General features: G+C 66.8%; 11 protein-coding genes and 1 tRNA gene. 6 read left to right on the top strand and 6 right to left on the bottom strand.

What is annotated here, in order from left to right; all coding sequences use genetic code 11:
• Window positions 1-9: 9 nt before the first annotated feature.
• Window positions 10-756: a sulfite exporter TauE/SafE family protein gene (locus tag SMAL_RS06625; RefSeq protein WP_012510535.1), complete on the bottom strand. Its 747-nt coding sequence runs from the start codon at window positions 754-756 to the stop codon at window positions 10-12.
• 99 nt (window positions 757-855) lie between these two features.
• Between SMAL_RS06625 and SMAL_RS06620 the strand changes: the two genes are divergently transcribed.
• The 3 genes from SMAL_RS06620 (at window position 856) to SMAL_RS06610 (ending at window position 2,500) form a co-directional block, all read left to right on the top strand.
• Entirely contained in the window at window positions 856-1,755 is a 900-nt protein-coding gene (locus SMAL_RS06620) for a LysR family transcriptional regulator (RefSeq protein ID WP_012510534.1), read from the top strand.
• Between the two features lie 50 nt (window positions 1,756-1,805).
• Window positions 1,806-1,892 (top strand) — tRNA-Leu (locus tag SMAL_RS06615).
• Window positions 1,893-2,221: 329 nt separating this feature from the next.
• A complete protein-coding gene (locus SMAL_RS06610) occupies window positions 2,222-2,500 on the top strand; it encodes a hypothetical protein (protein ID WP_012510533.1) in 279 nt (92 codons plus the stop codon).
• A gap of 132 nt (window positions 2,501-2,632) precedes the next feature.
• Here SMAL_RS06610 and emrB read toward each other — a convergent pair whose 3' ends face one another.
• From emrB to emrR, 4 genes are read right to left on the bottom strand one after another with little or no spacing between them, the layout of a single operon-like run.
• Complete coding sequence (gene emrB / locus SMAL_RS06605; RefSeq protein WP_012510532.1) at window positions 2,633-4,222, bottom strand: multidrug efflux MFS transporter permease subunit EmrB; 1,590 nt, start codon at window positions 4,220-4,222, stop codon at window positions 2,633-2,635.
• Between the two features lie 7 nt (window positions 4,223-4,229).
• Window positions 4,230-5,408: a multidrug efflux MFS transporter periplasmic adaptor subunit EmrA gene (gene emrA / locus SMAL_RS06600; protein ID WP_012510531.1), complete on the bottom strand. Its 1,179-nt coding sequence runs from the start codon at window positions 5,406-5,408 to the stop codon at window positions 4,230-4,232.
• Between the two features lie 11 nt (window positions 5,409-5,419).
• Window positions 5,420-6,916, bottom strand: coding sequence for a multidrug efflux transporter outer membrane subunit EmrC (gene emrC / locus SMAL_RS06595; protein WP_012510530.1), 1,497 nt, complete (start codon window positions 6,914-6,916; stop codon window positions 5,420-5,422).
• Entirely contained in the window at window positions 6,913-7,356 is a 444-nt protein-coding gene (gene emrR, locus SMAL_RS06590) for a multidrug efflux system transcriptional regulator EmrR (protein ID WP_012510529.1), read from the bottom strand. The genes emrC and emrR overlap by 4 nt, the downstream gene beginning before the upstream one ends.
• Window positions 7,357-7,528: 172 nt before the next feature.
• On the opposite strand from emrR, the gene SMAL_RS06585 reads away from it, so the two are divergent.
• Both SMAL_RS06585 and parC read left to right on the top strand, forming a co-directional pair.
• Window positions 7,529-8,410, top strand: a complete 882-nt coding sequence (locus SMAL_RS06585) for a helix-turn-helix domain-containing protein (RefSeq protein ID WP_012510528.1) — start codon at window positions 7,529-7,531, stop codon at window positions 8,408-8,410.
• A 60-nt stretch (window positions 8,411-8,470) separates the two neighbouring features.
• Complete coding sequence (gene parC / locus SMAL_RS06580; RefSeq protein ID WP_004151158.1) at window positions 8,471-10,714, top strand: DNA topoisomerase IV subunit A; 2,244 nt, start codon at window positions 8,471-8,473, stop codon at window positions 10,712-10,714.
• 304 nt (window positions 10,715-11,018) lie between these two features.
• On the opposite strand, the gene bfr is transcribed toward parC, so the two are convergent.
• Window positions 11,019-11,507, bottom strand: a complete 489-nt coding sequence (bfr, locus tag SMAL_RS06575; protein ID WP_004151115.1) for a bacterioferritin — start codon at window positions 11,505-11,507, stop codon at window positions 11,019-11,021.
• Window positions 11,508-11,632: 125 nt separating this feature from the next.
• On the opposite strand from bfr, the gene SMAL_RS06570 reads away from it, so the two are divergent.
• A complete protein-coding gene (locus tag SMAL_RS06570) occupies window positions 11,633-13,960 on the top strand; it encodes a penicillin acylase family protein (RefSeq protein ID WP_012510527.1) in 2,328 nt (775 codons plus the stop codon).
• Window positions 13,961-13,995 lie beyond the last annotated feature (35 nt).

Genomic DNA, 13,995 nt, shown 5'->3' with positions numbered 1-13,995 from the left:
CGACCTCCTTCAGAACAACGGCCGCAGCACCAGCTCCAGCCCGAGCAGCAGCAGGAACCCGAGGAAACACGCACGGAACACGCGTGCGCTGATCCGCTGCCGGATCACCTGCCCCAGCCACATGCCCAGCAGTGCCGGCACCACCGCCAATGCGCTCAGGCCCAGTTGCTGGATACCGAACGCGCCATGCAGCACCAGACCTGTCGTCAGTGAAATCGTCGATACGGTGAACGCCAGCCCGAGCGCCTGCACCAGCTCTTCGCGCTGCAGCCCCAGCGATTGCAGGTACGGCACCGCCGGCATCACGAACACGCCGGTCGCACCAGTCACCATGCCGGACAGTGCACCCACCAGCGGCCCCAGCCAGCGCTCGCGCCGTTCTGGCACCCGGAACACCGGTGCAAACAGCGCGTACGCGGCATAGATCACCAGCGCCATTCCCAAGGCCATGCGCGACCAGGTGCGATCCACCCGTACCAGCAACGCGGCCGAACCCAGCGTCACCACCACCACCGCCAGCATCATCGGCCACAGGCGCCGCATGATGTGGCCCAGTGAGGGGCCGGACAACAACTGCCACGCATTGGTGACGAAGGTCGGGATGAACAGCATCGATGCCGCCGCCACCGGTGACAGCGCGCCGCCCAGCAGGCCCATCGCCACCGTAGGCAGGCCCATGCCGGTCACGCCCTTGACCACACCGGCCAGCACGAACACCGCCACCAGCAGGGAATAGAAGTACGTCGTTTCGTTCATGCCGTCATTGGATCGGGCGGGCCATCGGCGCACAATGCGGTCTTCCCGGCCCTGCCTTCGGCTGAACCGAAGGCTCTGGTGTCACGAGGAGGACAACCCATGCGGATGGACATTGCCGACCTGCGCCTGTTCCTGGCGATTGCCGAGGCGGGCAGCATCACGGCCGGTGCAGCGCAGGCAAACCTGGCACTGGCTTCAGCAAGCGAACGCCTGCGCACGATCGAAGCCGATGCCGGCACCGTACTGCTGAACCGCCATCCGCGCGGCGTCAGCCTCACCGAAGCCGGCGCCGCTCTCGCCCACCATGCACGCTTGATCGTGCAGCAGCAGGCGCAGCTGCGCGGCGAAATGCAGGCGTTCGCCCACGGCGCGCGCGGCACCCTGCACCTGTACGCCAATACCGCCGCACTGACCAACTACCTGCCGTCGCGGCTGGCCCCCTGGCTGGCCGAACGGCCGCGACTGCATGTAGAACTGCTGGAACGCACCAGCCCTGAGGTTGTACGCGCGATCAGTGCCGGCCAGGCCGAGGCCGGCATCATCAGCGACGCGGTCGACGCTGACGGGCTGCAGCAGCACGTGGTTGCCGAAGATCCGCTGGTGATGCTGCTGCCCGCAGACCACCGCTTCGCATCGCGGCGCAGCGTGGCCTTCGCCGATGTTGCCGGCGAGACCTTCGTCGCCCTGGCCGATGGCAACGCACTGCAGACCTACATCGAGGACCAGGCGCACGACATCGGGCGCCGTCTCGACGTCCGCATCCGCATGAAAACCTTCGAAGGCGTGTGCATCATGATCGGCCATGGCATCGGCGTCGGTATCGTGCCGCGCTCCATCGCCCGCCAGCATCGGCGCAGTACGCATACCGTTGCGGTGCCGCTTGCCGATGCGTGGGCACAGCGTCGCCTGTGCGCCTGTTTCGCACACTGGAAAGCGCTGTCACCACCGATGCGCAGCCTGCTGCTGCACCTCGGCGTCGAAGCAGAAAAAAAAGTGTGAAACAGTGTTGACACATTCGCTGCCATGCCGCAAAATTCTTCTCCTGAGTCGCCCAGGTGGCGGAATTGGTAGACGCACTAGCTTCAGGTGCTAGCGGGGGCAACTTCGTGGAGGTTCGAGTCCTCTCCTGGGCACCATGACTCAGCAAATGATCAAACCCGCGCAAGCGGGTTTTTTCATGCCTGCAGTTTGGGATGCGCGATGCATTGCGATTGCCGCTCAGCGTGTCGTATCCGGCACCTCCCTGGCAGCCATCTGCTCGTGCGAGCTCCCACCGGCGCGTCGCTATCACGCCCTGAACGACAACCTTTTCGGGATTCATTCCACGTTTCGTTCGAATTCGTACTTCTCCTGGACGGAATCCACTCGCGATTCCTCGCCTCCGGCAGGCAGATTCTCGGGTGCCGGGTGCAGCTACCCCACCATGCCCTGCCCCTGCGCGCCTTCCCCCAATAAAGGACGCTCCATGCAGCGCAGCATCATCTGCCCCCACTGCCACACTGCCTCCAACCACGGCGTAAGCGTCTGCGTGGGATGCCAGGCCGAAGTCCACTATGGCGCTTCCAGGGAAGCGTACGCGGTTGTTTCTGTTGCCGCCCTTGTCTGCGGCGCATTCGTCGGCAGCCACCCGCAGGCCACTGCCGGCTGGGTCAGCGGCGGCGTCGTGCTTGTGGCAGGAATGTGGGCGCTGGCCCAGCTGTTCCGCGATCGCGTGGTTTTCAAGCGCGTATATCGCACACGCTAGACTCGCACCAATGCGCGTGCCCTGGATGTCCTTCGGTACGCCACCTGACAGACATGACCTGGCGTTGACAGCAACACGCAAACAAGAACCCCGCCTTCCGGCGGGGTTTTGTCTTTCATCAACAATGATCGATCAGTGCCCGCCGCCCGCAGAGGCTGCACCGGCACCGGCACCGAACGGCGGCTTGGCCAGCCACAGGAAGGTGATGATCGCCAGGAAGATCCAGCCCAGCAGGAAGAAGATGTCGTTGAAGCCCATCTGCGAAGCCTGGTGGTTGATCATGTTGTTCAGTACCGCTGCGCCATGCTGCAGGTCGCCCTGCCCCATCGCCGCTACCTGGTCCTGCATGCCCGGCTGGTAGACCGAAATATGCTCGGTCAGGTCCGCATGATGCACCTGGGTACGGCGCGCCCACAGCCACGTCGTCAACGATGCCGCGAAGCTGCCGCCCAGCGTACGCAGGAACGTGGCCAGGCCGGAGCCCGCCGCGATCTCGCGGCCATCCAGGTCCGACAGCAGAATCTGCAGCACCGGCATGAAGAACAAGGCCACGCCGATGCCCATGATCAGCTGCACGCCGGCCACGTGCTGGAAGTCCACCTGCAGGTTGAAGCCGGAGCGCAGGAAGCTGGTCATCGACAGGAACACGAAGGCGATGGTTGCCAGCATGCGCATGTCGAAGCGCGATGCATACTTGCCCACGAACGGGGTCATGATCACTGGCAGGATGCCGATCGGCGCCGTCGCCAGGCCAGCCCAGATCGCGGTGTAGCCCATGTCACGCTGCAGCCACTGCGGGATCAGCAACGCCACGCTGAAGAACGCCGCATAGGCCACCACCATTGCCAGCGTACCGGCGCGGAAGTTGCGGTGCCGGAACAGCTTCAGGTCGACGATCGGATCCTTGTCGGTCAATTCCCAGATCAGGAACACGGTCAGCGTCACCACCGCCACGCAGGCCAGCACCACGATCTTCATCGACGAGAACCAGTCTTCGTCGTTGCCCAGGTCGAGCACCAGCTGCAGTGCGCCGACACCGATCACCAGCGTGACCAGGCCGACGTAGTCCATCTTCGGTTTCTCGATGTGCTCCGGGCGCCCCTTCAGCTGGTTGCCCACCACCAGCGCGGCGAAGATACCCAGCGGCACATTGATCAGGAAGATCCATTCCCAGCTGTAGTTGTCGGTAATCCAACCACCGAGGATCGGCCCGCAGATCGGCGCCACCACGGTGATCATCGCCAGCAGCGCCAGCGCCTGTCCGCGTTTCTCGCGTGGATAGATCGAGACCAGCAGCGACTGCGTGATCGGGTACATCGGGCCGGCCACGAAGCCCTGCAGCGCACGCGACAGCACCAGCATGCCCATGCTCTGCGCCAGGCCGCACAGAAGCGAAGTGATGACGAACGCCAGCGTGGCCCAGACGAACAGCTTGCGTTCGCCGAAGCGACGGCTGAGCCAGCCGGTCAGCGGCAGCGCGATGGCCGTGCTGACCGCGAACGAGGTGATGACCCAGGTCGCCTGCTGCGAACTGGCACCGAGATTACCGGCGATGGTCGGCAGCGAGACGTTGGCGATGGTGGTGTCGAGCACCTGCATGAACGACGCCATTGCCAGGCCGATGGTGCACAGGGCGACGCTGGGCGGCAGGAACCCGGAGGCCGCACCCGGCGCCGCCGGTGCGCCCGGAGTGCCGGGCGCGGCTGGAGCTTGTGCGGACATGGCGACCTCAGCCCACCTTCGCCTGCTGCGGCAGGTTGCCCTGGATGATCGTGTGGATCACCTCGTCGGCATCATGCAGCTGCTTGGCATACACGTCGGTGTCGAACACCGTGCCCTTGGCCGGGGTGCTCGGCAGCACTTCGCCCTTCTGGTCGCGCAGGCTCACTTCAGCCTTCATCGACAGGCCGATGCGCAGCGGATGTTCGGCCAGCTGCTTGGCATCGATGGCGATACGCACCGGCACGCGCTGCACGATCTTGATCCAGTTGCCGCTGGCGTTCTGTGCCGGCAGCAGCGAGAACGCCGAGCCGGTGCCCAGGCCCAGGCTGTCGATGCGGCCCTTGTACTTCACGTCACCGGCGTACAGGTCCGACTTCAGCTCCACTTCCTGGCCCAGGCGCATGTGGCGCAGCTGGGTTTCCTTGAAGTTGGCCTCGACCCACATCTGCTCGGTCGGCACCACCGCCATCAGGGCATTGCCGGGCTGCACGCGCTGGCCGACCTGCACCGAACGACGGGCCACGTAGCCGGTAACCGGCGCGACGATGCCGGCGCGGGCGTTGTTGAGGAAGGCCTGGCGCAGCTGCGCGGCGGCAGCCTGCACATCCGGCTGGGTGGCGATCACGGTGTCGTCGACCAGCGCGCGGTTGCGCTCGACCGTCTCGCGCGAACCGGCCACGGCCGCTTCGGCAGCGGCCAGCTCATCGCGGGCGTGGGCCAGTTCTTCGTTGGAGATGGCGCCGGTGGCGGCCAGGTCCTTGCGGCGGGCGAAGTCGTCGCGCACGCGCTTCAGGGTCACCTGGCGGGCGTTCAAATCCGCCTGTGCGCCTTCCACGCTGCGGTACAGGCCACGGGTCTGGCGCACGGTCTTGGCCAGGTTGGCTTCGGCCTGCTGCAGCGCCACCGAGGTATCGGACGGGTCCAGCTGCACCAGCAGCTGGCCGCGCTCCACGCGCATGCCGTCATCAGCGTTGATGGCGACCACGGTACCGGCCACCAGCGGGGTGATCTGCACCTGGTTGCCCTGCACGTAAGCGTCGTCGGTTTCTTCGAACCAACGGCCGAACATGAAGTACCACAGCGCCAGTGCGGCAAGCAGCAGCACGACGATCACAAACAGGCCGCGCAGCAGATTGCCACGGCGGTTGGGGGCGGCCGGGGCCGCAGTGTCTTGGGTCTGGCTCATGGCAGGGATCTTCAGGAATGCGAGGAATCGGAATGGGAGGCGAGCGGCGCAGCGCGGTCGGCATCACTGGGCTGGAAACCACCGCCCAGCGCCTTGCTCAGGCGCACCGAGGTCTGCACCTGCTGCGACTGCAGGCCGGCCAGCTGCTGCTGTGACTGCAGCAGGGTGGATTGCGCGGTCAGCACGTCCAGGTAGCTGCCGATGCCGGCGCGATAGCGCTGCTGGGCCAGGTCGAAGGCGGAACGCGCGGTGTCCACCGCCTGCTGTTGCGCGTTCGACTGCTGCGCCAGCGAGCGCACCGCGTTGACCTGGTCAGCGACGTCGCGCAGTGCATCCAGCACGGTCTGGTTGTAGTTGGCTACCGCCAGGTCGTACTGCGCATCGGTGTTGGCCAGGTTGGCGCGCAGCTTGCCGCCTTCGAAGATCGGCAGGCTCAGCGCCGGGCCGATATAGGCGAAGGTGGAGCTGCTCTTCAGCAGGTCGCCCACGTTCGGTGCGACCACGCCAGCCAGTGCGGTCAGGTTGAAGCTCGGGTAGAACTTGGTCCTGGCGACCTTGATCTGCTTGTCGGCCGCTTCCACGCGCCAGCGCGCGGCAACGATTTCCGGACGACGGCCGAGCAGCTCGCTGGGCAGCACGCCCGGCAGCTGCAGCGCCATCGGGTTCAATGCCTGCGGACGCTGGATCGACAGGCCACGGTCCGGGCCCTTGCCGACCAGGGCGGCCAGCGCGGTGCGGGCGGCGTCGATGCGCTGCTGTGCGGCCAGCACCTGCTGCTGCGCGGCCGGCACGCGGGCCTCGGCCTGGCGCACCTGCAGGTCGCTGTCGATGCCGGCGCTGCGGCGCTGGCGGGTCAGCTGAAGCGACTTCTGCGAGCGGGTCAGCTCTTCCTCGGCCACGTCGTTGAGCTGCCACGCGTAGGCCAGGTCGGCATAGGCCTGGGCGATGCCGGTCGACAGGTTCAGGCGCGCGGCCTGGGCTTCAACAGTGGCGGCATGCGCGCCATCCACGGCGGCCTCCCAGGCAGCGCGCTTGCCGCCCCACAGGTCCACGCCATAGCTGAAATCAAACGCGACCTGGCTGCTGCCAGCGTAATGGCCTCCCATCTCGCTGCCGGCCATCGACTCGGGCAGGCGCAGACCGGTGTAACCACCGGACACCGACAGGCTGGGCAGGCGATCGGCACGCGCGGTGCCGACCTGCGACTGCGCCTGGCGCAGGCGTGCATCGGCGGCATCCAGGCTCGGATGGCCGGCCAGGCCTTCGCTGATCAGTGCGTCCAGCTGCGGATCGCCCAGCGCTTTCCACCAGTCCTGGGCGGGGAAGCCGGTGGCGCTCAGATCGGTGTCGGCCAGGGTGCGTTCACTGTGCAGGCTGTCCACTTCGAGCACATGGCCCTGCGGGTTGAGGCCACGACTGCTGGCGCAGGCGGCCAAGGCCAGGGCCAGCGCTGATACCAGCAGCGCGCGCCCGGACCGGCGGAGAGTGGAATGCGGGATCGGGTTCATGGGGTCGTCAGGGAATCGCGGATTCGGGTAAGGAGGGACAGCAGCTGCGTGCGTTCGTCGGCGGACAGGTCACGCAGGGCGTAATCCATCACCGCGTCGCCGCGCAGCTTCAACCGTGCCCACAGGGCGCGGCCTTCATCGGTCAGCACGATCTGCAGCGCACGCCGGTCCTGGGCATGCGCTTCACGGCGCACGCAACCGAGCGCCTCCAGCTTGTCCAGCAGGCGGGTCACCGCACTGGGTACCTGGTCGATGGCCTGGGCCAGTTCGTTGGCGGTGCACGGGGCCATGTTCGAAAGCACCTTCAACCCGATGTAGTGGGTGAAGCCGATGCCGAGGTCTTCTTCAGCCATGGAGGCGTCGAGTTGGCGGACCAGGCCGTCGCGCACCTGGCGCAGCAGCAGGCCGAAGCTGGGGGGAGTGGTTGCAGGACAGATCATGGGGGAGCATTCTCTTCCAAAAAAAATATTTCTCAATGGAAATATTCGATCTGGCATCGAATGCTGTGTTGCAGCAGTGGGCTGGATCAGTGAAGGCGCTCACCTTAATGGCCCACTCAGCTGGCCCGGTAGTACAATTCAGCCAATGGATGACACATTTCAGCCAGCGGATATGATGAACAAGGCAGAAATCCCCCCTCCCAAGCGCCTGCTGCGTGATGACGCACTGGACTGGTTCGAGCGCAATGACGGCCCTCCGGTTGTCGCTTTCCGCTTCGACAGCCCGCAGGGCCTGGTCCGTGAAGTGGACTGGCATCACCACCAGCGCGCACAGCTGATCTGTGTCGAGCGCGGTCTGTTGACCACCCGCACTTCGCACGGCACGTGGTCGCTGGCGCCGGGTTCGGCCGGCTGGATGCCGCCGCTGGAGCCGCATACGGTCACCCTCGACGGGCCATTGCGTGGCTGGGGCATGGCGCTGGCCGCGCCCGCCTGCGCCGCCCTGCCCTCCGACCCCTGCGTGCTGGGCCTGTCCAAGCTGGCGCAGGCGCTGGCCGACCGTATCTGCGAATGGCCGCTGGGCTATGCCACCACCCCTGAGCGCCAGCACATCATCGATGTGCTGCTGGACGAAATCCGCACCGCCCCGCGCCAGCGCATGCACCTGCCGATGCCGCACGACCGGCGCCTGCTGAAGATCGCATCGCAGCTGCTGGCCGACCCGTCCGACGAGCGCAGCCTGGCCGAATGGGCGCACTGGGCGGGCCTGTCGCCGCGCAGCCTGACCCGCCACTTCCGCGACGAGACCACGCTCAGCTTCGCCCAGTGGCGGCAGCAGGCCCGCCTGTCCGAGGCGCTGCGCCAGCTGACCGACGGCCGCAGCGTGGCCGATATCGCCCACGCGCTGGGCTTCAGCAGCGCCAGCGCCTTCGTCACCGTGTTCCGCCGCCACTTCGGTTTGCCGCCAGGGCGCTACCTGGCGCGGGCCGGGCATGGCCTGGAAACCGGGCTGGACCCTGCGCGCGGCTTGGCATCCCCGGCCGCATCCGGATAATCACAGGATTGCGAGCGGCGACCGCCGTCGCCGCCTCCCGACAATAGGTAACAACGCCGCATGACCGATCTTGCCCGCCCCGTGTTCCACGGATTCGAACAACTGCCGCTGCGCGAGTACGCCGAACGCGCCTACCTCGACTACTCGATGTACGTGGTCCTGGACCGTGCCCTGCCGTTCATCGGCGACGGCCTGAAGCCGGTACAGCGCCGCATCATCTATTCGATGAGCGAGCTGGGCCTGAATGCCGCGTCCAAGCCGAAGAAGTCCGCGCGCACCGTCGGTGACGTCATCGGTAAGTACCACCCGCATGGCGACAGCGCGTGCTACGAGGCGCTGGTGCTGATGGCGCAGCCGTTCTCGTACCGCTACCCGCTGATCGAGGGCCAGGGCAACTTCGGCTCCAGCGACGACCCGAAGTCGTTCGCGGCGATGCGTTACACCGAATCCAAGCTGACCCCGATTGCCGAAGTGCTGCTGGGCGAACTGGGCCAGGGCACCACCGACTGGGCACCGAACTTCGACGGCACCCTGCAGGAGCCGACCTGGATGCCGGCGCGGCTGCCGCACCTGCTGCTGAACGGCACCACCGGCATTGCCGTAGGCATGGCCACCGACGTACCGCCGCACAATCTCAACGAGATCGTCAGCGCGCTGCTGCACCTGCTGGACAACCCCGAGGCCAGCGTGCGCGACCTGTGCGAGCACGTGCAGGGACCGGACTACCCCTCCAGCGCCGAGATCATCACTGCGGCCAATGACCTGCGGAACATGTACGAGACCGGCAACGGCAGCGTGCGTGCGCGTGCGACCTTCACCAAGGAAGCCAACAACATCGTGGTCACCGCGCTGCCGTTCCAGGTGTCGCCGTCGAAGGTGATCGAGCAGATCGCCGCGCAGATGCGCGCCAAGAAGCTGCCCTGGCTGGAAGATATCCGCGATGAGTCTGACCATGCCAACCCGGTGCGCGTGGTGCTGGTGCCGCGTTCCAACCGCGTCGACGCCGAGCAGCTGATGGGCCACCTGTTCGCGACCACGGACATGGAGCGCAGCTACCGCGTCAACCTCAACGTGATCGGGCTGGACGGCCGTCCGCAGGTGAAGAACCTGAAGATGCTGCTCAGCGAATGGCTGACCTTCCGCAGCAACACGGTCACCCGCCGCCTGCAGCACCGCCTGCAGAAGGTCGAGCGCCGCCTGCACCTGTTGGAAGGCCTGCTGGTCGCCTTCCTCAACCTGGATGAGGTGATCCACATCATCCGGACCGAGGACGAACCGAAGGCGGCGCTGATCGCGCGCTTCGGCCTGTCCGACGACCAGGCCGAGTACATCCTGGAAACCAAGCTGAAACAGCTTGCGCGCCTGGAAGAGATGAAGATCCGTGGCGAGCAGGACGAGCTGGCCAAGGAGCGCGAGAAGATCCTCGGCATCCTCGACAGCAAGACCAAGCTGAAGAAGCTGATCCGCGACGAACTGACCGCCGATGCCAAGAAGTTCGGCGACGCACGCCGTTCGCCGCTGGTGCAGCGCCAGGCCGCGCAGGCCATCGACGAGACCGAGCTGGTGCCGAGCGAGCCGATGACGGTGGTGATGTCCGAGAAGGGCTGGATCCGCGCCGCCAAGGGCCACGACATCGATGCCTCGACGCTGTCCTATCGCGATGGCGACGCGCTGCAGGGTGCGGTGCGCGCACGCAGCACCCAGCAGGTCGCGTTCCTGGACAGCGAGGGTCGCGCCTACTCGACGCCGGTGCATACCCTGCCCTCCGCGCGTGGCAACGGTGAACCGCTGACCGGACGCTTCTCGCCGGCCGCAGGCACCAGCTTCGTGACCCTGGCCAGCGCCGAGCCGGAGACCCGCTTCGTGCTGGCCTCCACCCACGGCTACGGCTTCGTCACCCGCTTCGAGAACCTGATCGGCCGCAACAAGGCCGGCAAGGCGATGCTGAACCTGTCAGCCGGTTCGACCGTGCTGACCCCGTCGGTGGTGGCCAACGTCGCCACCGACCGCATCGTGGCGGTGACCAGTTCGGGCAACCTGCTGGCAATCGCCGCCAACGACCTGCCGGAACTGGACAAGGGCAAGGGCAACAAGATCATCGAGATCCCCAAGGCCAAGCTCGCCACCGAACGCGTGGTCGCCATCGTGGCGATCAGCCCGGGGCAGACCCTGCAGGTACGCAGCGGGCAGCGCACGATGGGGCTGAAGTTCAACGAGCTCGACGCCTACCTCGGCGCCCGCGCCACCCGCGGCCACCTGCTGCCGCGTGGCTGGCAGAAGGTCGAAGGGCTGTCGGTGGAATGAGGGCTGGGGGTCGGATCCCGTTCCGTCGGAACGGGCTCTGACCCCGGGCAACGTCCCTGGTAGGTGTCAACCTTGGTTGACACGCCTTGCCGGAGATCAGACACGAAAAAGCCGGGGCATTCCCCGGCTTTTTCGTTGTCGGCTGGCGGGCGGTGGAGCAGCTGGCTGGCGAAGGCTGGCTGGCGGTGCTCCGATGCTGGCGGGCGACAGAACGCTGTGCTTCTTCTGGTAGAGCCGACCGCTGGTCGGCTGCTCTGCGAAATGCAGCCGACCAGCGGTCGGCTCTACAGAAAGCGGTGCCGGCTCAGTGCGCCGGGGCGCCGTTGCCGTCGATCTTGCTCAGCTGGTACAGCTCCAGGCCGATGCGCTTGATCAGGCCCAGCTGCTGTTCCAGCCACCAGGCGTGGTCTTCCTCGGTGTCCTTCAGCTGCGCCAGCAGCATGTCGCGGCTCACGTAGTCGCCCTTCTCTTCGCACAGCTTCATGCCGGCGGCGAGATTGTTCCGAACCGCGTATTCAGTGTCGAGATCCTTCTGCAGCATCTCCTCCACGGTCTTGCCCGGCTCGGTGGCATGCGGGCGCATGTCCGGGTCGCCGCCGAGGAACAGGATCCGGCGCAGCAGCGCGTCGGCGTGCTGGGTTTCCTCTTCCATCTCGTGGTTCAGGCGTTCGTACAGCGCGAACAGGCCCTGGTCCTCGTAGCGGCGGGAATGGATGAAGTACTGGTCGCGGGCAGCGAGTTCGCCGCGCAGCAGTTCCTTCAGGCAGGCGATGACGTCCGGGTTGCCTTTCATGGGGGGGGCTCCTGTGAATCGATGTGACATAGGGTGCCGCATTTCAAAATACGGTGATCTAATCGGAATCAGTCGCAGTTGCGCCTGCGGCTACAATCGGCCCACGAGTTCGGAAAGGACGTGCGATGCGACGTACATGGCGTTGGGTGCTGGGCGTGCTGATCGCCATCGTGCTGGTTACCGTACTGGGCCTGTGGCTGCTGCTGCGCGGCAGCCTGGCCGACCTCGACGGCGAACATGCACTGCCTGGGCTGGCCAGGCCGGTCACCATCGAGCGCGATGCGCTGGGCGTGGTCACCATCACTGCCGGCAGTCAGGCCGACGCGATGCGTGCACTCGGCCACGTGCACGCACAGGAGCGCTATTTCGAGATGGACCTGATGCGCCGCAGTGCCGCCGGCGAGCTGTCGGCGCTGTTCGGGCCGAAGGCCATCGACGCCGACAAGCGCATGCGCGTGCACCGGCTGCGCGCGCGCACCGAGGCGAACATGCAGGCTGCGCTGGGCGACAACATCGAAGCCGTGAGCGCCTACGTCGGAGGGGTCAACGAGGGCCTGACCGATCTCTCCGTGCGACCGTGGGCCTACCTGCTGCTGCGGCAATCGCCACAGCCGTGGCAGGCCAGTGACAGCGTGCTGGCCGGCCTGGCCATGTACGCCGACCTGCAGGACCCGAACAACCAGACCGAGCTTGCCCTGAGCCGCATCCGCGCGGTGGTGCCGCCGGCGCTGTACGCGCTGATCGCCCACGACGGCACCGAATGGGATGCACCGCTGTTTGGCGAAGCCACCGGCAACGCGGCCCTGCCCGATGCAAGCCAGCTCGATCTGCGCACATTGAAGGGAAAGCAGGGCACCGAGCAGGAGGAGGCGGACGTCATCGGCAGCAACAACTTCGCGGTGGCCGGCGCACTCACTGCCGACGGCCGCGCGATCGTCGCCGACGACATGCACCTGGGCCTGCGCGCGCCTGGCCTGTGGTTCCGGGTGCGCCTGCGTTACCCCGACCCGCAGGCTGCTGGCGGCCAGGTCGACGTCACCGGCTTCTCGCTGCCTGGCCTGCCGGCGGTAATTGTCGGCAGCAACGGCCACGTCGCCTGGGGCTTCACCAACAGCTACATCGACACGGCGGACTACCGCACGGAACCGGCCAACGCCGCCGTCACCGTGCACGAGGAACGCATTGCGGTGGCCGGCCAGGCCGATGTGGTGTTTCCGGTGCGCGAAACCGCCTGGGGGCCGATCCTGCACACCCATGTCGATGGCAGCGGCGATGCGCTGCGTTGGGTCGCACACCTGCCCGGCGCGGTGCGCCTGGACTTCGGTGACCTGGCCCGTGCCGGCGACCTGGACGGCGCCCTGCACTTCGCCGACCGCGCCGGCATTCCTGCGCAGAACCTGGTGGTCGGCGACCGCAGCGGACGCATTGCCTGGCGGCTGATCGGTGCCCGTCCTGACCGCGGCCCCGGCTGTGCACCGGCCGGCTTCAATGCCGCCAGCAACCAGGACTGCGCGCCGTGGCCGATCCGCAGCGATGCCTCGCCGGCGCTGATCGATCCCCCCAACCATCGCCTGTGGACCGCCAACGGTCGCGTCCTCGACGGCGAGGCGCTGGCTACCGTCGGCAACGGTGGCTATGACCTCGGCGCGCGTGCGCAGCAGATCCGCGATCTGCTCGCCATCCAGGACCGCTTCGACGAACACGACCTGCTGGCGATCCAGCTCGATGATCGCGCCGTGTTTCTGCAGCGCTGGTGGGCGTTGCTGCATGACGTCATCGAACGCAGTGACGATCCTGCGCTGAAGCGGTTGAAGTCCGTCAGCCACCAATGGGGCGGCCGGGCCTCGGCCAGCTCGGTGAGCTACCGGGTGGTGCGCGAGTTCCGAACGCAGGTGATGGATACCCTGTCCGATGCACTGCTGGCACCGGCCAACGCGCAGCTGGGCGATGACTATCTGGACCCACGCCTGGCACAACTTGAAGGTGTGGCCTGGCCGATGCTGCAGCAACGCCCCGCCAACCTGTTGCCACCGGCCTACGACAGCTGGGACGCGCTGCTGCTTGATGCCGCACGCCGCACCGAGAGCGAGCTGGCCAAGCAGGGCCCACTGGCCCAGCGCACCTGGGGAGAGCGCAACACCGCGGCGCTCTGCCACCCTGTCACACGGGCGTTGCCCGAGGTCGCCAAGCGCTGGCTGTGCATGCCCGCCGACCCGCTGCCCGGCGACCGTGACATGCCGCGCGTGCAGACGCCCAACTTCGGCGCCTCCGAACGCATGGTGGTTTCGCCCGGCCACGAGGCCGACGGCATCGTGCACATGCCCGGCGGCCAGAGCGGGCACCCGCTGTCGCCGTACTGGGGCGCCGGCCACGAAGACTGGGTGCATGGGCGGCCGACGCCGTTCCTGCCCGGCAAAGCGCAGCACACGATGACGCTGGTGCCAGCGCGGTAGTGCCGGCCGCTGGCCGGCAACCTCATGATGCTGGA

The organism is Stenotrophomonas maltophilia R551-3 (genome assembly GCF_000020665.1).
Taxonomy (GTDB): domain Bacteria; phylum Pseudomonadota; class Gammaproteobacteria; order Xanthomonadales; family Xanthomonadaceae; genus Stenotrophomonas; species Stenotrophomonas maltophilia_L.
This window is presented reverse-complemented; position numbering and strand designations above follow the sequence as displayed.

Bases quoted from the DNA above. Each gene is read 5' to 3' on its own strand.
- SMAL_RS06625 (WP_012510535.1), bottom strand. From the start codon at position 756: ATGAACGAAACGACGTACTTCTATTCCCTGCTGGTGGCGGTGTTCGTG.
- SMAL_RS06620 (WP_012510534.1), top strand. From the start codon at position 856: ATGCGGATGGACATTGCCGACCTGCGCCTGTTCCTGGCGATTGCCGAG.
- SMAL_RS06610 (WP_012510533.1), top strand. From the start codon at position 2,222: ATGCAGCGCAGCATCATCTGCCCCCACTGCCACACTGCCTCCAACCAC.
- emrB (WP_012510532.1), bottom strand. From the start codon at position 4,222: ATGTCCGCACAAGCTCCAGCCGCGCCCGGCACTCCGGGCGCACCGGCG.
- emrA (WP_012510531.1), bottom strand. From the start codon at position 5,408: ATGAGCCAGACCCAAGACACTGCGGCCCCGGCCGCCCCCAACCGCCGT.
- emrC (WP_012510530.1), bottom strand. From the start codon at position 6,916: ATGAACCCGATCCCGCATTCCACTCTCCGCCGGTCCGGGCGCGCGCTG.
- emrR (WP_012510529.1), bottom strand. From the start codon at position 7,356: ATGATCTGTCCTGCAACCACTCCCCCCAGCTTCGGCCTGCTGCTGCGC.
- SMAL_RS06585 (WP_012510528.1), top strand. From the start codon at position 7,529: ATGATGAACAAGGCAGAAATCCCCCCTCCCAAGCGCCTGCTGCGTGAT.
- parC (WP_004151158.1), top strand. From the start codon at position 8,471: ATGACCGATCTTGCCCGCCCCGTGTTCCACGGATTCGAACAACTGCCG.
- bfr (WP_004151115.1), bottom strand. From the start codon at position 11,507: ATGAAAGGCAACCCGGACGTCATCGCCTGCCTGAAGGAACTGCTGCGC.
- SMAL_RS06570 (WP_012510527.1), top strand. From the start codon at position 11,633: ATGCGACGTACATGGCGTTGGGTGCTGGGCGTGCTGATCGCCATCGTG.